Annotated in this window: 14 protein-coding genes; 6 read left to right on the top strand and 8 right to left on the bottom strand. The window is 63.7% G+C overall.

Going from position 1 to position 14,450, the window contains the following annotated elements; genetic code table 11:
* Positions 1-394 precede the first annotated feature (394 nt).
* Positions 395-1,375, bottom strand: a complete 981-nt coding sequence (locus AC07XB_RS09775; RefSeq protein WP_492373080.1) for an NAD-dependent epimerase/dehydratase family protein — start codon at positions 1,373-1,375, stop codon at positions 395-397.
* Between the two features lie 9 nt (positions 1,376-1,384).
* Between AC07XB_RS09775 and AC07XB_RS09780 the strand changes: the two genes are divergently transcribed.
* Both AC07XB_RS09780 and AC07XB_RS09785 read left to right on the top strand, forming a co-directional pair.
* Positions 1,385-2,458: a CDP-6-deoxy-delta-3,4-glucoseen reductase gene (locus AC07XB_RS09780; RefSeq protein WP_150986027.1), complete on the top strand. Its 1,074-nt coding sequence runs from the start codon at positions 1,385-1,387 to the stop codon at positions 2,456-2,458.
* 266 nt (positions 2,459-2,724) lie between these two features.
* Positions 2,725-3,912: an acetylornithine transaminase gene (locus tag AC07XB_RS09785; protein WP_492373081.1), complete on the top strand. Its 1,188-nt coding sequence runs from the start codon at positions 2,725-2,727 to the stop codon at positions 3,910-3,912.
* Positions 3,913-4,020: 108 nt separating this feature from the next.
* Here the strand turns inward: AC07XB_RS09785 and AC07XB_RS09790 are convergent, their stop codons facing one another.
* From AC07XB_RS09790 to AC07XB_RS09820, 7 genes are all read right to left on the bottom strand, one after another.
* Entirely contained in the window at positions 4,021-4,737 is a 717-nt protein-coding gene (locus AC07XB_RS09790) for an ABC transporter ATP-binding protein (RefSeq protein WP_043349255.1), read from the bottom strand.
* Positions 4,738-4,752: 15 nt separating this feature from the next.
* Complete coding sequence (locus AC07XB_RS09795) at positions 4,753-5,529, bottom strand: ABC transporter ATP-binding protein (protein WP_043349258.1); 777 nt, start codon at positions 5,527-5,529, stop codon at positions 4,753-4,755.
* 13 nt (positions 5,530-5,542) lie between these two features.
* Positions 5,543-6,703, bottom strand: coding sequence for an ABC transporter permease subunit (locus AC07XB_RS09800; protein WP_441636626.1), 1,161 nt, complete (start codon positions 6,701-6,703; stop codon positions 5,543-5,545).
* Positions 6,704-6,716: 13 nt separating this feature from the next.
* Positions 6,717-7,652, bottom strand: a complete 936-nt coding sequence (locus AC07XB_RS09805) for a branched-chain amino acid ABC transporter permease (RefSeq protein ID WP_043349266.1) — start codon at positions 7,650-7,652, stop codon at positions 6,717-6,719.
* A 208-nt stretch (positions 7,653-7,860) separates the two neighbouring features.
* Positions 7,861-9,066 carry a branched-chain amino acid ABC transporter substrate-binding protein gene (locus AC07XB_RS09810; RefSeq protein WP_441636623.1) on the bottom strand — a complete coding sequence of 402 codons (1,206 nt, stop codon included), beginning with the start codon at positions 9,064-9,066 and terminating at the stop codon, positions 7,861-7,863.
* Positions 9,067-9,707: 641 nt separating this feature from the next.
* Positions 9,708-10,670 (bottom strand): 4-hydroxy-3-methylbut-2-enyl diphosphate reductase, encoded by a 963-nt coding sequence (ispH, locus tag AC07XB_RS09815; protein WP_492829017.1) that lies wholly within the window; start codon positions 10,668-10,670, stop codon positions 9,708-9,710.
* 51 nt (positions 10,671-10,721) lie between these two features.
* Positions 10,722-11,219, bottom strand: a complete 498-nt coding sequence (locus AC07XB_RS09820) for an FKBP-type peptidyl-prolyl cis-trans isomerase (protein WP_492373083.1) — start codon at positions 11,217-11,219, stop codon at positions 10,722-10,724.
* 90 nt (positions 11,220-11,309) lie between these two features.
* Between AC07XB_RS09820 and radC the strand changes: the two genes are divergently transcribed.
* From radC to nadB, 4 genes are all read left to right on the top strand, one after another.
* Entirely contained in the window at positions 11,310-11,984 is a 675-nt protein-coding gene (radC, locus tag AC07XB_RS09825; protein ID WP_492373084.1) for a RadC family protein, read from the top strand.
* Between the two features lie 200 nt (positions 11,985-12,184).
* A complete protein-coding gene (gene rpmB, locus AC07XB_RS09830) occupies positions 12,185-12,418 on the top strand; it encodes a 50S ribosomal protein L28 (RefSeq protein WP_006157507.1) in 234 nt (77 codons plus the stop codon).
* 13 nt (positions 12,419-12,431) lie between these two features.
* Positions 12,432-12,602, top strand: coding sequence for a 50S ribosomal protein L33 (gene rpmG / locus AC07XB_RS09835; RefSeq protein WP_006157508.1), 171 nt, complete (start codon positions 12,432-12,434; stop codon positions 12,600-12,602).
* 218 nt (positions 12,603-12,820) lie between these two features.
* A complete protein-coding gene (gene nadB / locus AC07XB_RS09840) occupies positions 12,821-14,419 on the top strand; it encodes an L-aspartate oxidase (RefSeq protein ID WP_183036764.1) in 1,599 nt (532 codons plus the stop codon).
* Positions 14,420-14,450 lie beyond the last annotated feature (31 nt).

Raw genomic sequence — 14,450 nt, forward strand, 5'->3', positions numbered from 1 at the left:
GCGGCGCCGTACTTGCGGCGCCGGTCATTTGCCAGGCAATTTAGCAACCCTGTATATACAAGTCAATGCAGTAGTTAACCCGAGGCGAAACGCAGAACTGGCGTGGCCAGCACTTACATGCCGCCGGGCCTGGAACGGCACGAAATGGGTACAAGACGGGCACGAAACGGCAACGTTACGGGATCAGGCCGGGTGCACGCCAATGCCCGTTGACGGGGCATCCGGCCCTTGCCGCTTTCGCCTCCGCGCACCAGATCCGCGCACGGTTACGCTGAATGCATCAATGGCTGTCTATACAGGATCGAGCGGCAACACCAATGCAAACGGCGTGCCACCGGGCGCCGCAGGGATGCGAAAGGACAGCGCTCACGGGCAATGCCGAGAGCACCTGAATTCAGGCGTCGAAAAAAGAAGCCACGGTGGGATAGCGCAGCCGCAGGCGCAGCTCGCGTTTGAGACGCGCGTTTTCCAGCCGGCGCGATTCGCTCATGAAGCTGAGCAAGGTTGGCTCCACGGCTTCGCGCAGTTGCGCGCGAGCCAGGCGCGGCGGGCGCGGCAGGCCGCGGCGGTCGGCTACCAGGTCGAAGTAATCGGCCATGCGCATTTCCGAATCGTCGCTGGCATGCACCACCCGCTGCGCGCGGCCGCGGAACAGCGACGCCACCATGGTGCGGGCCAGGTCCAGGGCATGGATGTGGTTGGTATAGACGTCGTCCTGCGGCGCCAGCGCCGGCGTGCCTTTGGCCAGGCGGGCCAGCGGCAGCCGGTCCTCGGCATAGATGCCGGGGATGCGCACGATGGAAGCACGCCAGCCGGCATGGCGGCCGAAGTCCCGCACGGACTGCTCGGCCGCCACGCGGCGCCGGGCGCGCGCGGTTTGCGGGCGCACCGCCTGCGATTCCGCCAGCCTGGCGCCGCCCCGGTCGCCATACACGCCCGAGGTGCTGGCGTAGACGAACGCTGGCGGCGCGGCGCGTCGGCCAGACCTGCCGTAGCCTCGGTCGGGTAGAATAGCGGGCTTGGCAGACCATCCGCCAGGCCGTGCGGCGGACCGTCGCCAGGCACCGCGCCGCAAGGCGCGCAGCAGCGCCAGCGTGCGGGGATCGCCCTCGCCGCGGGACGGCGGCGGCGCCAGGTGCAGCACCCTGTCGGCCAGCCCGGCCAGGCGCGCCAGCGTGGCGGGCCGGTCCAGGTCAGCTACCAGCGGCACGGCGCCGTTGTCCCGCAGCTCGGTGCGGCGGGACGGCTGCGAAGTGATGGCAAAGACGCGCCAGCGCGTCGATAGAATACGCAGGCAACGCGTGCCCACATCCCCACAGCCAACGATGAGTAGGCGCGGGCGACCCAGGCGGCGTCGCGACAGATTTTTGCTCATTGAGTGATTATGGCTTATCAAGTTACCGTCATGCCCAGCGGCCGCACGTTCGAAGCGGCCGCGGATGAAACCATCCTTACCGCGGCCCTGCGCCACAGCATCGGCCTGCCCTACGGCTGCAAGAACGGCGCATGCGGATCCTGCAAGGGCCGTGTCACCGCTGGCGGCATCGAGCAGGGCGATCATGCCGCTTCCGCGCTGTCCGCGCAGGAAAAGACCGAGGGCCGCGCGCTGTTCTGCTGCGCCAAGCCCACCTCGGACATCACCATCGAATGCCGCGAGGTGCAAGGCGCCGGCGACATCCCCATCAAGAAGGTGCCGTGCCGCGTCGCCACGCTGGAACGCGTGGCCGACGACGTGATCGTGACCCGCCTGCAACTGCCCGCCACCGAGCGCATGCAGTTCCTGGCCGGCCAGTATGTCGAGTTCCTGCTGCGCGACGGCAAGCGCCGCAGCTACTCCATCGCCACGCCGCCGCACCAGGAAGGCCCGATCGAGCTGCACATCCGCCATATGCCCGGCGGCACCTTCACCGACTACGTGTTCGGCGCCAGGGAAGGCCAGCCGGCCATGAAGGAGCGCGACATCCTGCGCTTCGAAGGCCCGCTCGGCAGCTTCTTCCTGCGTGAAGACTCCGACAAGCCCATCATCCTGCTGGCCTCCGGCACCGGCTTCGCGCCGATCAAGGCCATCGTCGAGCACGCGGTCTACACCGGCATCACCCGCCCGATGACGCTGTACTGGGGCGGCCGCCGCCCGCGCGATCTCTATATGCACGCGCTGTGCGAGCAATGGGCGCGCGAGCTGCCCAACTTCCGCTACGTGCCGGTGATCTCCAACGCCCAGGACAGCGACGACTGGGACGGCCGCACCGGCTTTGTCCACGAGGCCGTGATGGAAGACCATCCCGACCTGTCCGGCTTCGAGGTCTACGCCTGCGGCGCGCCGGTGATGATCAATGCTGCGCGCAAGGACTTTTCCCTGCGCTGCGACCTGCACGAGGATGCCTTCTTCGCCGACTCGTTCACGTCGGAAGCGGACATGCATCCGGCAGGTTCGGTACCGCCGGCACCGGCGGCCTGAGCGCCCCGCTGCCCGTTTCCAAGCGACAACAATGCCCGGCTCCGCCAAAATTCGTTTTGACAGCCGGGCGCATGGGCCTTATATTGGCCGCCATGAACTACGCTATCAACAACCGACGCAGCTACCGTACGTCGCTCCCCACCGGGGTGCCTCGCGGCTGACCGTCCATAGCTTCTGTTCAGGTCAACAAGCCACGGGCAATCCCCGTGGCTTTTTGTTTTTCTGCTCTCCTCTCCCCTGTTTCACGCCGACCCCTGGAGTCCGCCATGGCATTTGCTGAGTACCCCGTCCAATCCCTGATGTACATCACCAACCGGCCCGAGCTCGTCTTTACCGAAGGCAAGGGCTCGTGGCTCACGGACCATAACGGCAAGCGATACCTGGACTTCGTGCAGGGCTGGGCGGTCAACTGCCTGGGACACTCCAACCAGGCCATGATCGACGCGCTGGTCGACCAGTCGAAGAAGCTGTTCAACCCCAGCCCGGCGTTCTACAACGAACCCATGCTCAAGCTGGCCAGGCAGCTCACCGATGCCAGCTGCTTCGACAAGGTGTTCTTCGCCAACAGCGGCGCGGAAGCCAACGAGGGCGCGATCAAGCTGGCGCGCAAATGGGGCCGCAAGCACAAGAACGGCGCGTTCGAGATCATCACCATGGACCACAGCTTCCACGGCCGCACGCTCGCCACCATGAGCGCGTCGGGCAAGGCCGGCTGGGACACCATCTTCGCGCCGCAGGTGCCGGGCTTCCCCAAGGCCGACCTGAACGACCTGGCCTCGGTCGAAAAGCTGATCAACGACAAGACCGTGGCCATCATGCTGGAGCCGGTGCAGGGCGAAGGCGGCGTGATCCCCGCCTCGCGCGAATTCATGCAAGGCCTGCGCAAGCTGGCCGACCAGCACAAGCTGCTGTTCATCGTCGACGAAGTGCAGACCGGCTGCGGCCGTTGCGGCACCATGTTCGCCTATGAACTGTCGGGCGTGGAGCCGGACATCATGACGCTGGGCAAGGGCATTGGCGGCGGCGTGCCGCTGGCAGCCCTGCTGTGCAAGGCCGAGGTCGCGAGCTTCGAAGCCGGCGACCAGGGCGGCACCTACAACGGCAACCCGGTGATGACGGCCGTTGGCAGCGCCGTGATCTCGCAACTGACCGCGCCCGGCTTCCTGCAAGGCGTGCAAGACAAAGGCGCCTACCTGCGCGAGCAGCTGCTGGCGCTGACGTCCGAGTTCGGCCTGGGCGGCGAACGCGGCGAAGGCCTGCTGCGCGCACTGGTGCTGAACAAGGACATCGGCCCGCAACTGGTGGAAGAAGCGCGCGACATGCAGCCGCAAGGCCTGCTGCTGAATTCGCCGCGCCCTAATCTGCTGCGCTTCATGCCCGCGCTGAACGTGACCATCGAGGAAATCGACCAGATGATCGGCATGCTGCGCACGCTGCTGAAAAAGCTGGCCTGAGCCTCGTCTTGAAGCCGGCGCGCCGCCGGCCAGGCACAATGAAAAAGCCCCGCAAATTGCTTGCGGGGCTTTTTCTTCGCAGCAAACTGCAGCGTCACAGAGGCGACATCACTCGCCCAGATACGCCGCGCGGACCTTCGGATCGTCCAGCATCTGCTTGGCGTCACCGCTCATGGTGACCAGGCCCGACTCCATCACATAGCCGCGGTGGGCGGCCTGCAGCGCCAGCCGCGCGTTCTGCTCCACCAGCAGCACGGTCACGCCCAGCGCGGAGACGTCGCGCACCACCTCGAAGATCTTCGCGACCATGATCGGCGACAGGCCCATCGAGGGCTCGTCCAGCAGCAGCAGCTTGGGCTGGCTCATCAGCGCGCGCGCCATGGCCAGCATCTGCTGTTCGCCGCCGGACATGGTGCCGGCCAGCTGGTTGGCGCGCTCCTTCAGGCGCGGGAAGATACCGAACATGCGGTCGATGTCGGCCTTGATGCCGGCCTCGTCGGTGCGCGTGTAGGCGCCCATCTGCAGGTTCTCGGTAATGGTCATGCGCGCAAACACCCCGCGCCCTTCCGGCACCATCGCCAGCCCTTGCTTGAGCAGCGTGTAGCTTGGCACGCCCTTGATGGACTTGCCCATGTACTCCACATCGCCGCCGGCCCATCCCTGCAGGCCGGTGATGGCCTTCATGGTGGTGGTCTTGCCGGCGCCGTTGGCGCCGATCAGCGTGACCAGTTCGCCTTCTTTGATCTCGAGGTCGATGCCCTTGACCGCCTGGATGCCGCCGTACGCGACCTTCAGGCCGGATATCTTGAGTAGTGTTTCTTTCATTGTGTATTTCCCCCGTCAGTGCGCCGGGGTACCGAGGTAAGCCTCGATCACCGCTGGATTGCTCTGGACTTCGTGCGGCAGGCCCTGCGCGATGACCTTGCCGTAGTCGAGCACGGTCAGGCGATTGCACAGGCCCATCACCAGCTTCACGTCGTGCTCGATCAGCAGGATGGTCTTGCCATCGCTGCGGATCTTGTCGAGCAGGCCGCGCAGTTCCACCTTCTCGGTGGCGTTCATGCCAGCGGCGGGCTCATCGAGCGCCAGCAGCTTGGGCTCGGTGGCCAGCGCCCGCGCGATCTCCAGGCGACGCTGGTGGCCGTAGGACAGATTGCGCGAGGTGAAGTGCGCGTACTTGCCGATGCCGACATACTCCAGCAGGTCATGCGCCCAGTCTTCCACCGAGTGCTCCTCGCGCCGGACCGAAGGCGGGCGGAACACCGCGCCAAAGAGGCCAGCCTTGGTACGCACGTGGCGGCCCACCATCACGTTTTCCAGCGCGGTCATCTCGCCGAACAGGCGGATGTTCTGGAAGGTGCGGGCAATCCCGGCCTTGGCGACTTCGTGCACGGCGGTCGGCTGGTAGGCCTTGCCGCCCAGCACGAACTCGCCGGAGTCCGGTGTGTACAGGCCGGTAATCACGTTGAAGAAGGTGGTCTTGCCGGCCCCGTTGGGACCGATCAGGCCGTAGATTTCGCCCGGCTTGATCTGCAGGCCCACATCGGACAATGCCTGCAGGCCGCCGAATCGCTTGTTGACCCCCTGTACGGACAGGAGGAGATTCTCGTTGCTCATGATGTCCTCCTGGTCAGAAACGGCCAACGCTGCCCGGGCGGCGGATCACCGGCCGGTCTTCCTTGCGCGGCGACGGCCACAGGCCCGCCGGGCGATACAGCATCACACCAACCAGGGCCAGCCCGAACAACAGCTGGCGCAGCACTTCGGCGTCGACAATGGTGTGGCCGAAGAGCATGTTCTGCGCCGGCTCCGCCACGGCGCGCAGCAGTTCCTGGAAACCCACCAGCAGGATACCGCCCAGGATCACGCCAGGAATGTGGCCCATGCCGCCCAGCACCACGATGGCCAGGATGTAGATGGACTCCCACAGCACAAACGACTCAGGCGACACGAAGCCCTGGAAGGCGCCGAACACCGCGCCCGACGCGCCGCCGAACGACGCGCCCATGGCAAAGGCCAGCAGCTTGATGTTGCGGGTGTTGATGCCCATTGCCTTGGCGGCGATCTCGTCTTCGCGGATGGCCACGAAGGCGCGGCCAATACGCGAGTTCTGCAAGCGCAGGCAGATGAACACGATGGCGATCACCAGCACGACCAGCAGGTAGTAGTACATGAACACTGGCGTGAACTTCAGCCCGAAGATCTCGTGCGACTTGGAGAAATCGAAGCCGAAGATGTGGACCGGGTCCACCGCGGTGATCCCCTTCGGGCCATTGGTGATGTTGAGCGGCCGGTCGAGGTTGTTCAGGAAGATGCGGATGATCTCGCCAAAGCCCAGGGTCACGATAGCGAGGTAGTCGCCGCGCAGCTTGAGCGTTGGCGCGCCGAGCAGCACGCCGAATGTTGCCGCCACCAGCACGGCCAGCGGCAGCACGAACCACATGGAGACGTGAAAGCCATGCGGGAAGAGCTGGTGGATCCACTCGAACTGGTTGGCCAGGTGGGGCGAGCCCAGCAAGGCCATCATGTATGCGCCGACGGCATAGAAGGCAATGTAGCCGAGGTCGAGCAGGCCGGCAAAGCCCACCACGATGTTCAGGCCGAGCGCCAGCATGATGTAGATCAGCGCGAAGTCGAGCACGCGCACCCAGTAGTTGCCGCCCAGCGTCTGCACCAGGAACGGGGCGCACAAGGCGATGACGAGGAAGCCAAGCAACGCGGCCATGGTCTTGGCCGGCGTCTTGGTCAGCGGCGCAGCCTGCGCCGCCGGGGATGGAATCGGGGTATTCATGGATTCTCTCTCCTTAGGCGCGTTCGGAAACCCGCTCGCCCATGATGCCGGACGGACGGAATACAAGGACGATGATCAGCACGATGAAGGCGAACACGTCCTGGTAGTTGGAGCCAAACACCCCATTGGTGAGATCGCCGATATAGCCGGCGCCCAGCGCTTCGATCAGGCCCAGCAACATGCCGCCAACCATGGCGCCCGCAAGGTTGCCGATGCCGCCCAGCACCGCGGCGGTGAACGCCTTCAGGCCCGGGATGAAACCCATGTAGAAGTGCGCATTGCCGTAGTTGGTCGCCATCATCACGCCCGCCAGCGCGGCCAGCGCCGCACCGATCATGAAAGTGGCCGAGATAACGAAGTTCGGGTTCACGCCCATCAGCCCCGCCACCTTCTGGTTCTCGGCGGTGGCGCGCATCGCGCGGCCCAGCTTGGTGCGGTTGACGAGCGTCAGCAGGCCCGCCATGACCATCAGCGCCATGCCGATGATGACGATTTCCTTGCCCGTGATGGTGGCGCCGGTCGAACCGATATCGATCGGCGACGAGGGCAGCAGCTGCGGGAAGGTCAGCGGGTTACGCGACCAGATCATCATCGCCAGGGTCTGCAGGATGATGGACACGCCGATGGCGGTAATCAGCGGGGCTAGCCGGGGCGCGTTGCGCAACGGCCGGTAGGCGACCCGCTCGATGGTGTAGGCCAGCGCGGCGCAAACCGGCATGGCGATCAGCGTGGCAATCACCAGCGTGAGCCACTCCGGCAAGCCGGGGAAGAATTTCTGCAAGCCAAGTATGGCTGACAGGGCGGTCAGCGCGCCGATCATCAGCACGTCGCCGTGGGCGAAGTTGATGATCCCGAGAATGCCGTAGACCATGGTGTAGCCGAGTGCGATCAGCGCATAGATGCTGCCGAGCACCAGACCGTTCACGATCTGCTGGATAAAGATATCCATGAAAACTCCTTGCTTCCGTCCAATTTCCCTCGACATGGTGTGGATGTCGGGGGGACGTTGATATGTGGGTGGTTTGGTAGTGTCGATATTTGCTGGTAAGCGGCCTGCCTACTCCACCCATGGTAAGGATGCTGCACGTATGGCAAGGCTAAAAAAACGGCACCGCAACATACTCGCGGTGCCGTTCGGATGGGCCGGTAAGCCCGGTTTACATCTTCACGACGTCAAGGACGGTCTTCTTCTTGTCCTTGTACTCATACAACGTGATGGTGCCTTCCTTCATGTCGCCCTTTTCATCGAAGGCGATGTTGCCGATCAGGCCCTTGTAGTTGGTCTTGGGCATCTCGGCCAGGATGGCCGCCGGCTCGGTCGAGTTGGCGCGCTTCATGGCGTCAACGATGACCATGACGGCGTCATAGGTGAACGGTGCGTAGATCTGCACCGGCGCATTGAAGCGAGCCTGGTAGCGCTTGTCGAAATCCGCGCCCTGTTCCATCTTGGACAGCGCCAGACCGGCTTCCGAGCAGATGATGTTGGACACGGCATCGCCGGCCAGCTCAGCCACCTTGTCGGTACAGACGCCATCGCCGCCAACGATCTTGGAGCTGATGCCGAGTTCCTTGGCCTGCTTGGCGAACGGGCCGCCGGTGGCGTCCATGCCGCCGTACATGATCACGTCGGGCTTCTTGCCCTTGATCTTGGTCAGAATGGCCTTGAAGTCGGTAGCCTTGTCGTTGGTGGCTTCACGTGCCACCACGTTCACGCCCGAAGCCTTGGCGGTCTTCTCGAACTCGTCGGCCAGGCCCTTGCCGTAGGCAGTGGCATCGTCGACGATGGCCACGGTCTTGGCGTGCAGGCTCTTGGTGGCGTAGTTGGCCAGTGCCGGGCCTTGCTGGGCGTCGGTGGCCACCACGCGGAACGTGGTCTTGAAGCCTTGCTTGGTGTAGTCGGGGTTGGTCGACGACGGCGAGATCTGCACGATGCCAGCATCGCTATAGATCTTGGAGGCCGGAATCGATACGCCCGAGTTCAGGTGGCCAACCACGGCCACGACCTTGGCGTCCACCAGCTTCTGCGCCACAGCCGTGCCCGTCTTCGGGTCGCCTGCGTCGTCTTCGCCGACCAGTTCGAGCTTGATCTTCTTGCCGTTGATCTCCAGGCCGGTCTTGTTGACTTCTTCCACGGCCAGGCGGGCGCCGTTTTCGTTGTCCTTGCCAAGGTGAGCGATGCCGCCGGTGAGCGGTGCCGCATGGCCGATCTTTACTACGACATCGCCACTGCCTGCTGCCGGCGCGGTAGCCGCCGCAGGAGCCGATGCTGCCGCATCAGCGGGCTTTTCTTCTTTCTTGCCACAAGCAGTAACCAGCGCCACTGCGGCTGCGATCGGCAGAATCTTGGCAAACGTGATTTGCATGAGTGATCTCCTAGGATTCACATGATCAGGGTAAACCAACGCCCCCCGGACGTTTCCCTGAACCGCCTTAGTTTAGTTTCAATTTGAAACGCGCGAATTGTATTCCCTTTTTATACGGATGCAATATGCGACGCAACAACCTGAAGGATTAACCCACCAAATGAGCTAGGGAATTTCCCCAATGCACACATTGGGGCAATTCCCACCTACATGGAGGCTAGCCGTTGATACTAACAAGATTCGTGCCTGCCGCTTGCCACAGGTTGGCTTTGCAGCCTTTAAGTCACTTCGTGGGGGCGCGTATTAAATAGGTGTTTCATTTAATATCAACAGTCTCATTCAAATACAAGGAACGAGTGCGCCGGCACCATAATAGGGAAATCCCCAATTACAGGGATTTCCCTTATTTGTCTTTTCAGACAGACAGGTATATGGCCGTTCGCGGCAGCCTTGTGCATTATCCAAGGGATAGCAGGCAATATAGAGTGCTATATATTGGTGCAACCCTGGCGAGAGAATGGTGCGCAAAGGCGTGCAACCGGCGCGCGCGAGGTGCGCCTGCCGGGCGGAAGCGGCTGCGCAAAAAGCAACGGCCCGCTAGAGCGGGCCGTTTTGCCAGACAGTCAGGTAAAGCAGGCTGGTCAGTCGGACGTGACCTGTTGCAGGCCGCGCGGCAAGGGGAACGACATCTTCTCCTCGATCCCGTCCAGCGCGCGCACGTTGCGCGCACCCAGAAGGTGCAGGCGCGCGACAATGGCCTGCGCCAGCGCCTCAGGGGCGGAGGCGCCGGCGGTCAGGCCGATGCGGCGCTTGCCCGCGATCCATTCCGGCTGGAGCTGATCGGGCGAATCGATCATGTAGGCCGGCACGCCCAGGCGCTCCGCGAGCTCGCGCAAGCGGTTGGAGTTGGAGCTGTTGGGGCTGCCCACCACGATCACCACCTCCACCTGGGGCGCCATGAACTTCACGGCATCCTGGCGGTTCTGGGTGGCATAGCAGATGTCCTGCTTCTTGGGCTCGCGGATCAGCGGGAAGCGCGCCTTGAGCGCGGCGACGATCTCCAGCGTTTCGTCCACCGACAGCGTGGTCTGGGTCACGAATGCCAGGCGCTCGGGATCCGCTACTTGCAGCTTGGCGACATCCTCGGAAGACTCGACCAGCAGCATGCCGCCTTCGGCCTGCCCCATGGTGCCCTCGACTTCAGGATGGCCCTTGTGGCCGATCATGATGATCTCGCAGCCCTCGGTGCGCATCTTGCCGACTTCCACGTGCACCTTGGTCACCAGCGGGCAGGTAGCATCGAATACGTTCAGGCCGCGCACGGTGGCGTCGGCGCGCACTTCCTTGGATACGCCGTGGGCGCTGAAGATCACGGTCGAGCCGGGCGGCACTTCCTCGAGCTCCTGCACGAAGACCGCGCCCTTGCGGCGCAGGTCCTCCACCACATAGGCGTTGTGGACGATTTCGTGGCGCACGTAAATCGGCGCGCCGTAGCGTGCAAGGGCGCGCTCGACGATCTCGATGGCGCGATCCACGCCAGCGCAAAAGCCGCGCGGCTGCGCCATCAGGATCTCGGCATCGGGGGCTGTGGTGGGTTCAGACATGCAAGGATTCGACTCAAGGGTGCCGGCACGACGGCCCGGCCGGTGGTCTGCTTAGAGAATGCCGATCAGCTGGACATCGAACAGAATGGTCTGTCCGGCCAGCGGGTGGTTGAAATCGAACAGCGCCGACGTCGTGCCGATCTCCTTGAGCACACCGGCGTACTTACCGCCGCCGGGCGCATTGAACTCAACCAGGTCGCCCGGCGCGTAGTCCTCTTCAAACGAGGAGTTCTCGCGCAGCGTCGCCAGCGAAACCCGTTGCAGCAGATCGGGGTTGCGCGGGCCAAAGGCGTGCTCCGGCGCCAGCCGGTAAGTCATGCGCTCGCCCTCCGGCATGCCCAGCAGCGCCTGCTCCAGTGTAGGCGCGAATTGGCCTTGCCCAAGCAGCAGCGTGGCGGGCTTCTCCGCGAAGGTACTGACGATCTCAGTGCCGTTCTCCATGGAGATGCTGTAGTGAAGGGTCAGGAAGGAGTCCGCCTGCACGGTCTTGCGGCCATCCACGGTGCCGTCCCCATCCTTCGGGCCGGAAGCAAAAGTTTGCAAAGTCATAGGTGCTCAACCAGTCAACAACCCGTATTGTAAGCGACTCGACCGAGCGCCGCCTTGTCCGCGGTGCCATTGTTCCGAGGGGATCGTGCCATGCGCATTACCGATTGGCCCAGCAGCGAGCGGCCACGCGAAAAACTGCTGAGCAGCGGGGCGGCGACGCTCTCAGACGCCGAACTGCTCGCCGTGTTCCTGCGCGTGGGTGTGGCGGGAAAAAGTGCAGTTGACATCGCCCGGGAGCTGCTGAACGATTTCGGCACGCTCAGCAGCCTGTTTGCGGCAGACGCCGGGCAACTGGCACGCGTCAAGGGCGTTGGCAGCGCCAAGTACGCGCAGTTGCAGGCGGCCCGCGAGCTGACCCGGCGCGCGCTGGGCGAGCAGCTGCAACTGCCCGGGGCGCTGGATTCCCCCACGGCGGTACGCGACTACCTGCGCCTGTCGCTGGCGGGACTGGCCTACGAAGCATTCCTGTGCCTGTTCCTGGACGCGCGCAACCGCCTGCTCGCCAGCGAGGAGCTGTTTCGCGGCACGCTGACCCAAACCAGCGTCTATCCGCGTGAAGTTGCTCGCAAGGCACTTGCGTATAACGCCGCGGCGGTCATCGTGGCGCACAACCACCCGTCGGGGAATACCACGCCCAGCGCCGCCGACCTCACCATGACCCGCGCGCTGTCACGTTCGCTGGGCCTGATCGATGTGCAAGTTCTTGACCACTTCATCGTCGCAGGTAGTAACATCCACTCCTTCGCCGAACACGGCCAGCTGTGATGCAAGATGCGATGCGTGTTGTGATGCGCACCGCACGGATGCACACCCCTGAACGGTAAACGAGAGAAGGCATTGATTCACCAGTGCTTTCCGGTCTATAATGCTCGTTTGCTGAAGTCTCAACCGCTGCAGTCCGGGCCAGCGCGCCTTTTGTTGATCTGTTGCGAACATTGTCCACGTAGAAGAGTTAGGAGTGCTTCATGGCACGCGTCTGTCAAGTGACCGGGAAAGCGCCGATGGTCGGCAACAACGTTTCCCACGCAAACAACAAGACCAAGCGTCGTTTTCTGCCCAACCTGCAGAATCGTCGTTTCTTTGTTGAATCGGAAAACCGCTGGGTGAGCCTGCGCGTCTCGAACGCCGGCCTGCGCCTGATCGACAAGAAAGGCATCGACACCGTGCTCGTGGATCTGCGCGCACGTGGCGAAGTCTAATTAGGAGCACATCATGGCCAGCAAGGGCGGACGCGATAAAATCAAGTTGGAGTCGACTGCAGGTACGGGTCACTTCTACACGACCACCAAGAACAAGCGCACGATGCCGGAAAAGATGGAGATCATGAAGTTCGATCCCGTCGCCCGCAAGCACGTGTCGTACAAGGAAACCAAGATCAAGTAATTGATCCTGTCTTCCGCATGCCGATCGCGCGGCATGTCTGTAGAAACCCCGCTCACGCGGGGTTTTTGCTTTTCCGGGCAGCATACGCCGCATTGCGCAGCCAACGTCTCTCAACACCCGGTTCACGCACGGCTTGCCTGCCCACGCAAGCCCGCTGGCGGTGTACACTTTCCAGCTTTCCTGCCTCCCGACCGCGTGCCGCGCGCGTCTCTAGCACCATGAACTTCGATGTCGCCATTGTCGGCAGCGGACTGGCCGGTCTGACGGTCGCGCTGCAACTGGCCGACACCCATCGGGTTGTCATCATTTGCAAACGTGCCATGACGCAAGGCGCCAGTGACTGGGCCCAAGGCGGTATTGCCGCGGTCCTGGACTCAGGCGACAGCCACGATGAGCACACGCAGGACACCTTGGTGGCAGGCGCCGGCCTTTGCGATGACAGCGCCACGCGCTATATCGTCGAGCACGGGCGCGAAGCGATCCAGTGGCTGATCGACCGCGGCGTGCCGTTCACCCGCGATGACCAGGCGGAACTCGGCTACCACCTCACGCGGGAAGGCGGCCATAGCCGTCGGCGCATCATCCACGCGGCGGACGCCACCGGCCATGCCGTTGTGTCCACGTTGAGCGAGCAGGCGCGCCAGCACCCCAATATCACGATCATCGAGGACCACTTCGCGGTGGACCTGATCACTTCGCGCAAGCTTGGCCTGCCGGGCAACCGCTGTTACGGCCTCTACGTGCTGGACGACGCCAGTGGCGAAGTGCAGACCATTACCGCCACCCACACCGTGCTGGCGACAGGCGGCGCGGGCAAGGTCTATCTCTACACCACCAACCCCGACACCGCCACCGGCGACGGCATCGCCATGGCTTGGCGCGCGGGCTGCCGGGTGTCGAACATGGAGTTCATCCAGTTCCACCCGACCTGCCTGTATCACCCCTACGCCAAGTCTTTCCTGATTTCGGAAGCGGTACGTGGCGAAGGCGGCCTGCTGAAGCTGCCCGACGGCACCCGCTTCATGCCAGAGCACGACGAACGCGCCGAACTGGCTCCGCGCGACGTGGTGGCGCGCGCGATCGACTTTGAGATGAAGAAGCGCGGCCTGGACTACGTGCACCTGGACATCAGCCACCAACCCGAATCCTTCCTGCGCGAGCACTTCCCGACCATTCATGCAAGGTGCCTGGAACTTGGCATCGATATCGCCCGCGAGCCCATCCCAGTGGTACCGGCCGCGCACTATACCTGCGGCGGCGTGGTCACAGACACCGCGGGCCGCACCGATCTGGCCAATCTCTACGCCGTGGGCGAGACCGGCTGCACGGGCCTGCACGGCGCCAACCGCCTGGCCTCCAATTCGCTGCTCGAATGCATGGTGATCGGGCGCGCGGCAGCCCTCGACATTGCCGGACAGGACAAGGCCGGCCAACCGGACATCGCCCTGCCCCAGTGGGATGAAAGCCGGGTTGCGGATGCCGACGAGGAAGTCGTGGTCTCACACAACTGGGACGAACTGCGCCGCATGATGTGGAATTACGTGGGCATCGTGCGCACCAGCAAGCGGCTCGAGCGCGCCCAGCACCGCATCACCCTGCTGCGCGAGGAGATCGCGGAGTACTACGCCAACTTCCGCGTCACGCGCGACCTGCTGGAGCTGCGTAACCTGGTGGAAGTCGCCTCGTTGATCGTGGATAGCGCGTATTCGCGCCATGAAAGCCGTGGTTTGCACTTCAGCCGCGACTATCCCGAGACGTTGCCGAAGGCGCTGCCCACGGTGATGCAGCCGGTGTTCAAGCGGGAACGGGCGAAATAAGCCTGCACCTGGATCATCGCCATGAAAAAAG

Source organism: Cupriavidus sp. GW821-FHT02F09 (assembly GCF_059421605.1).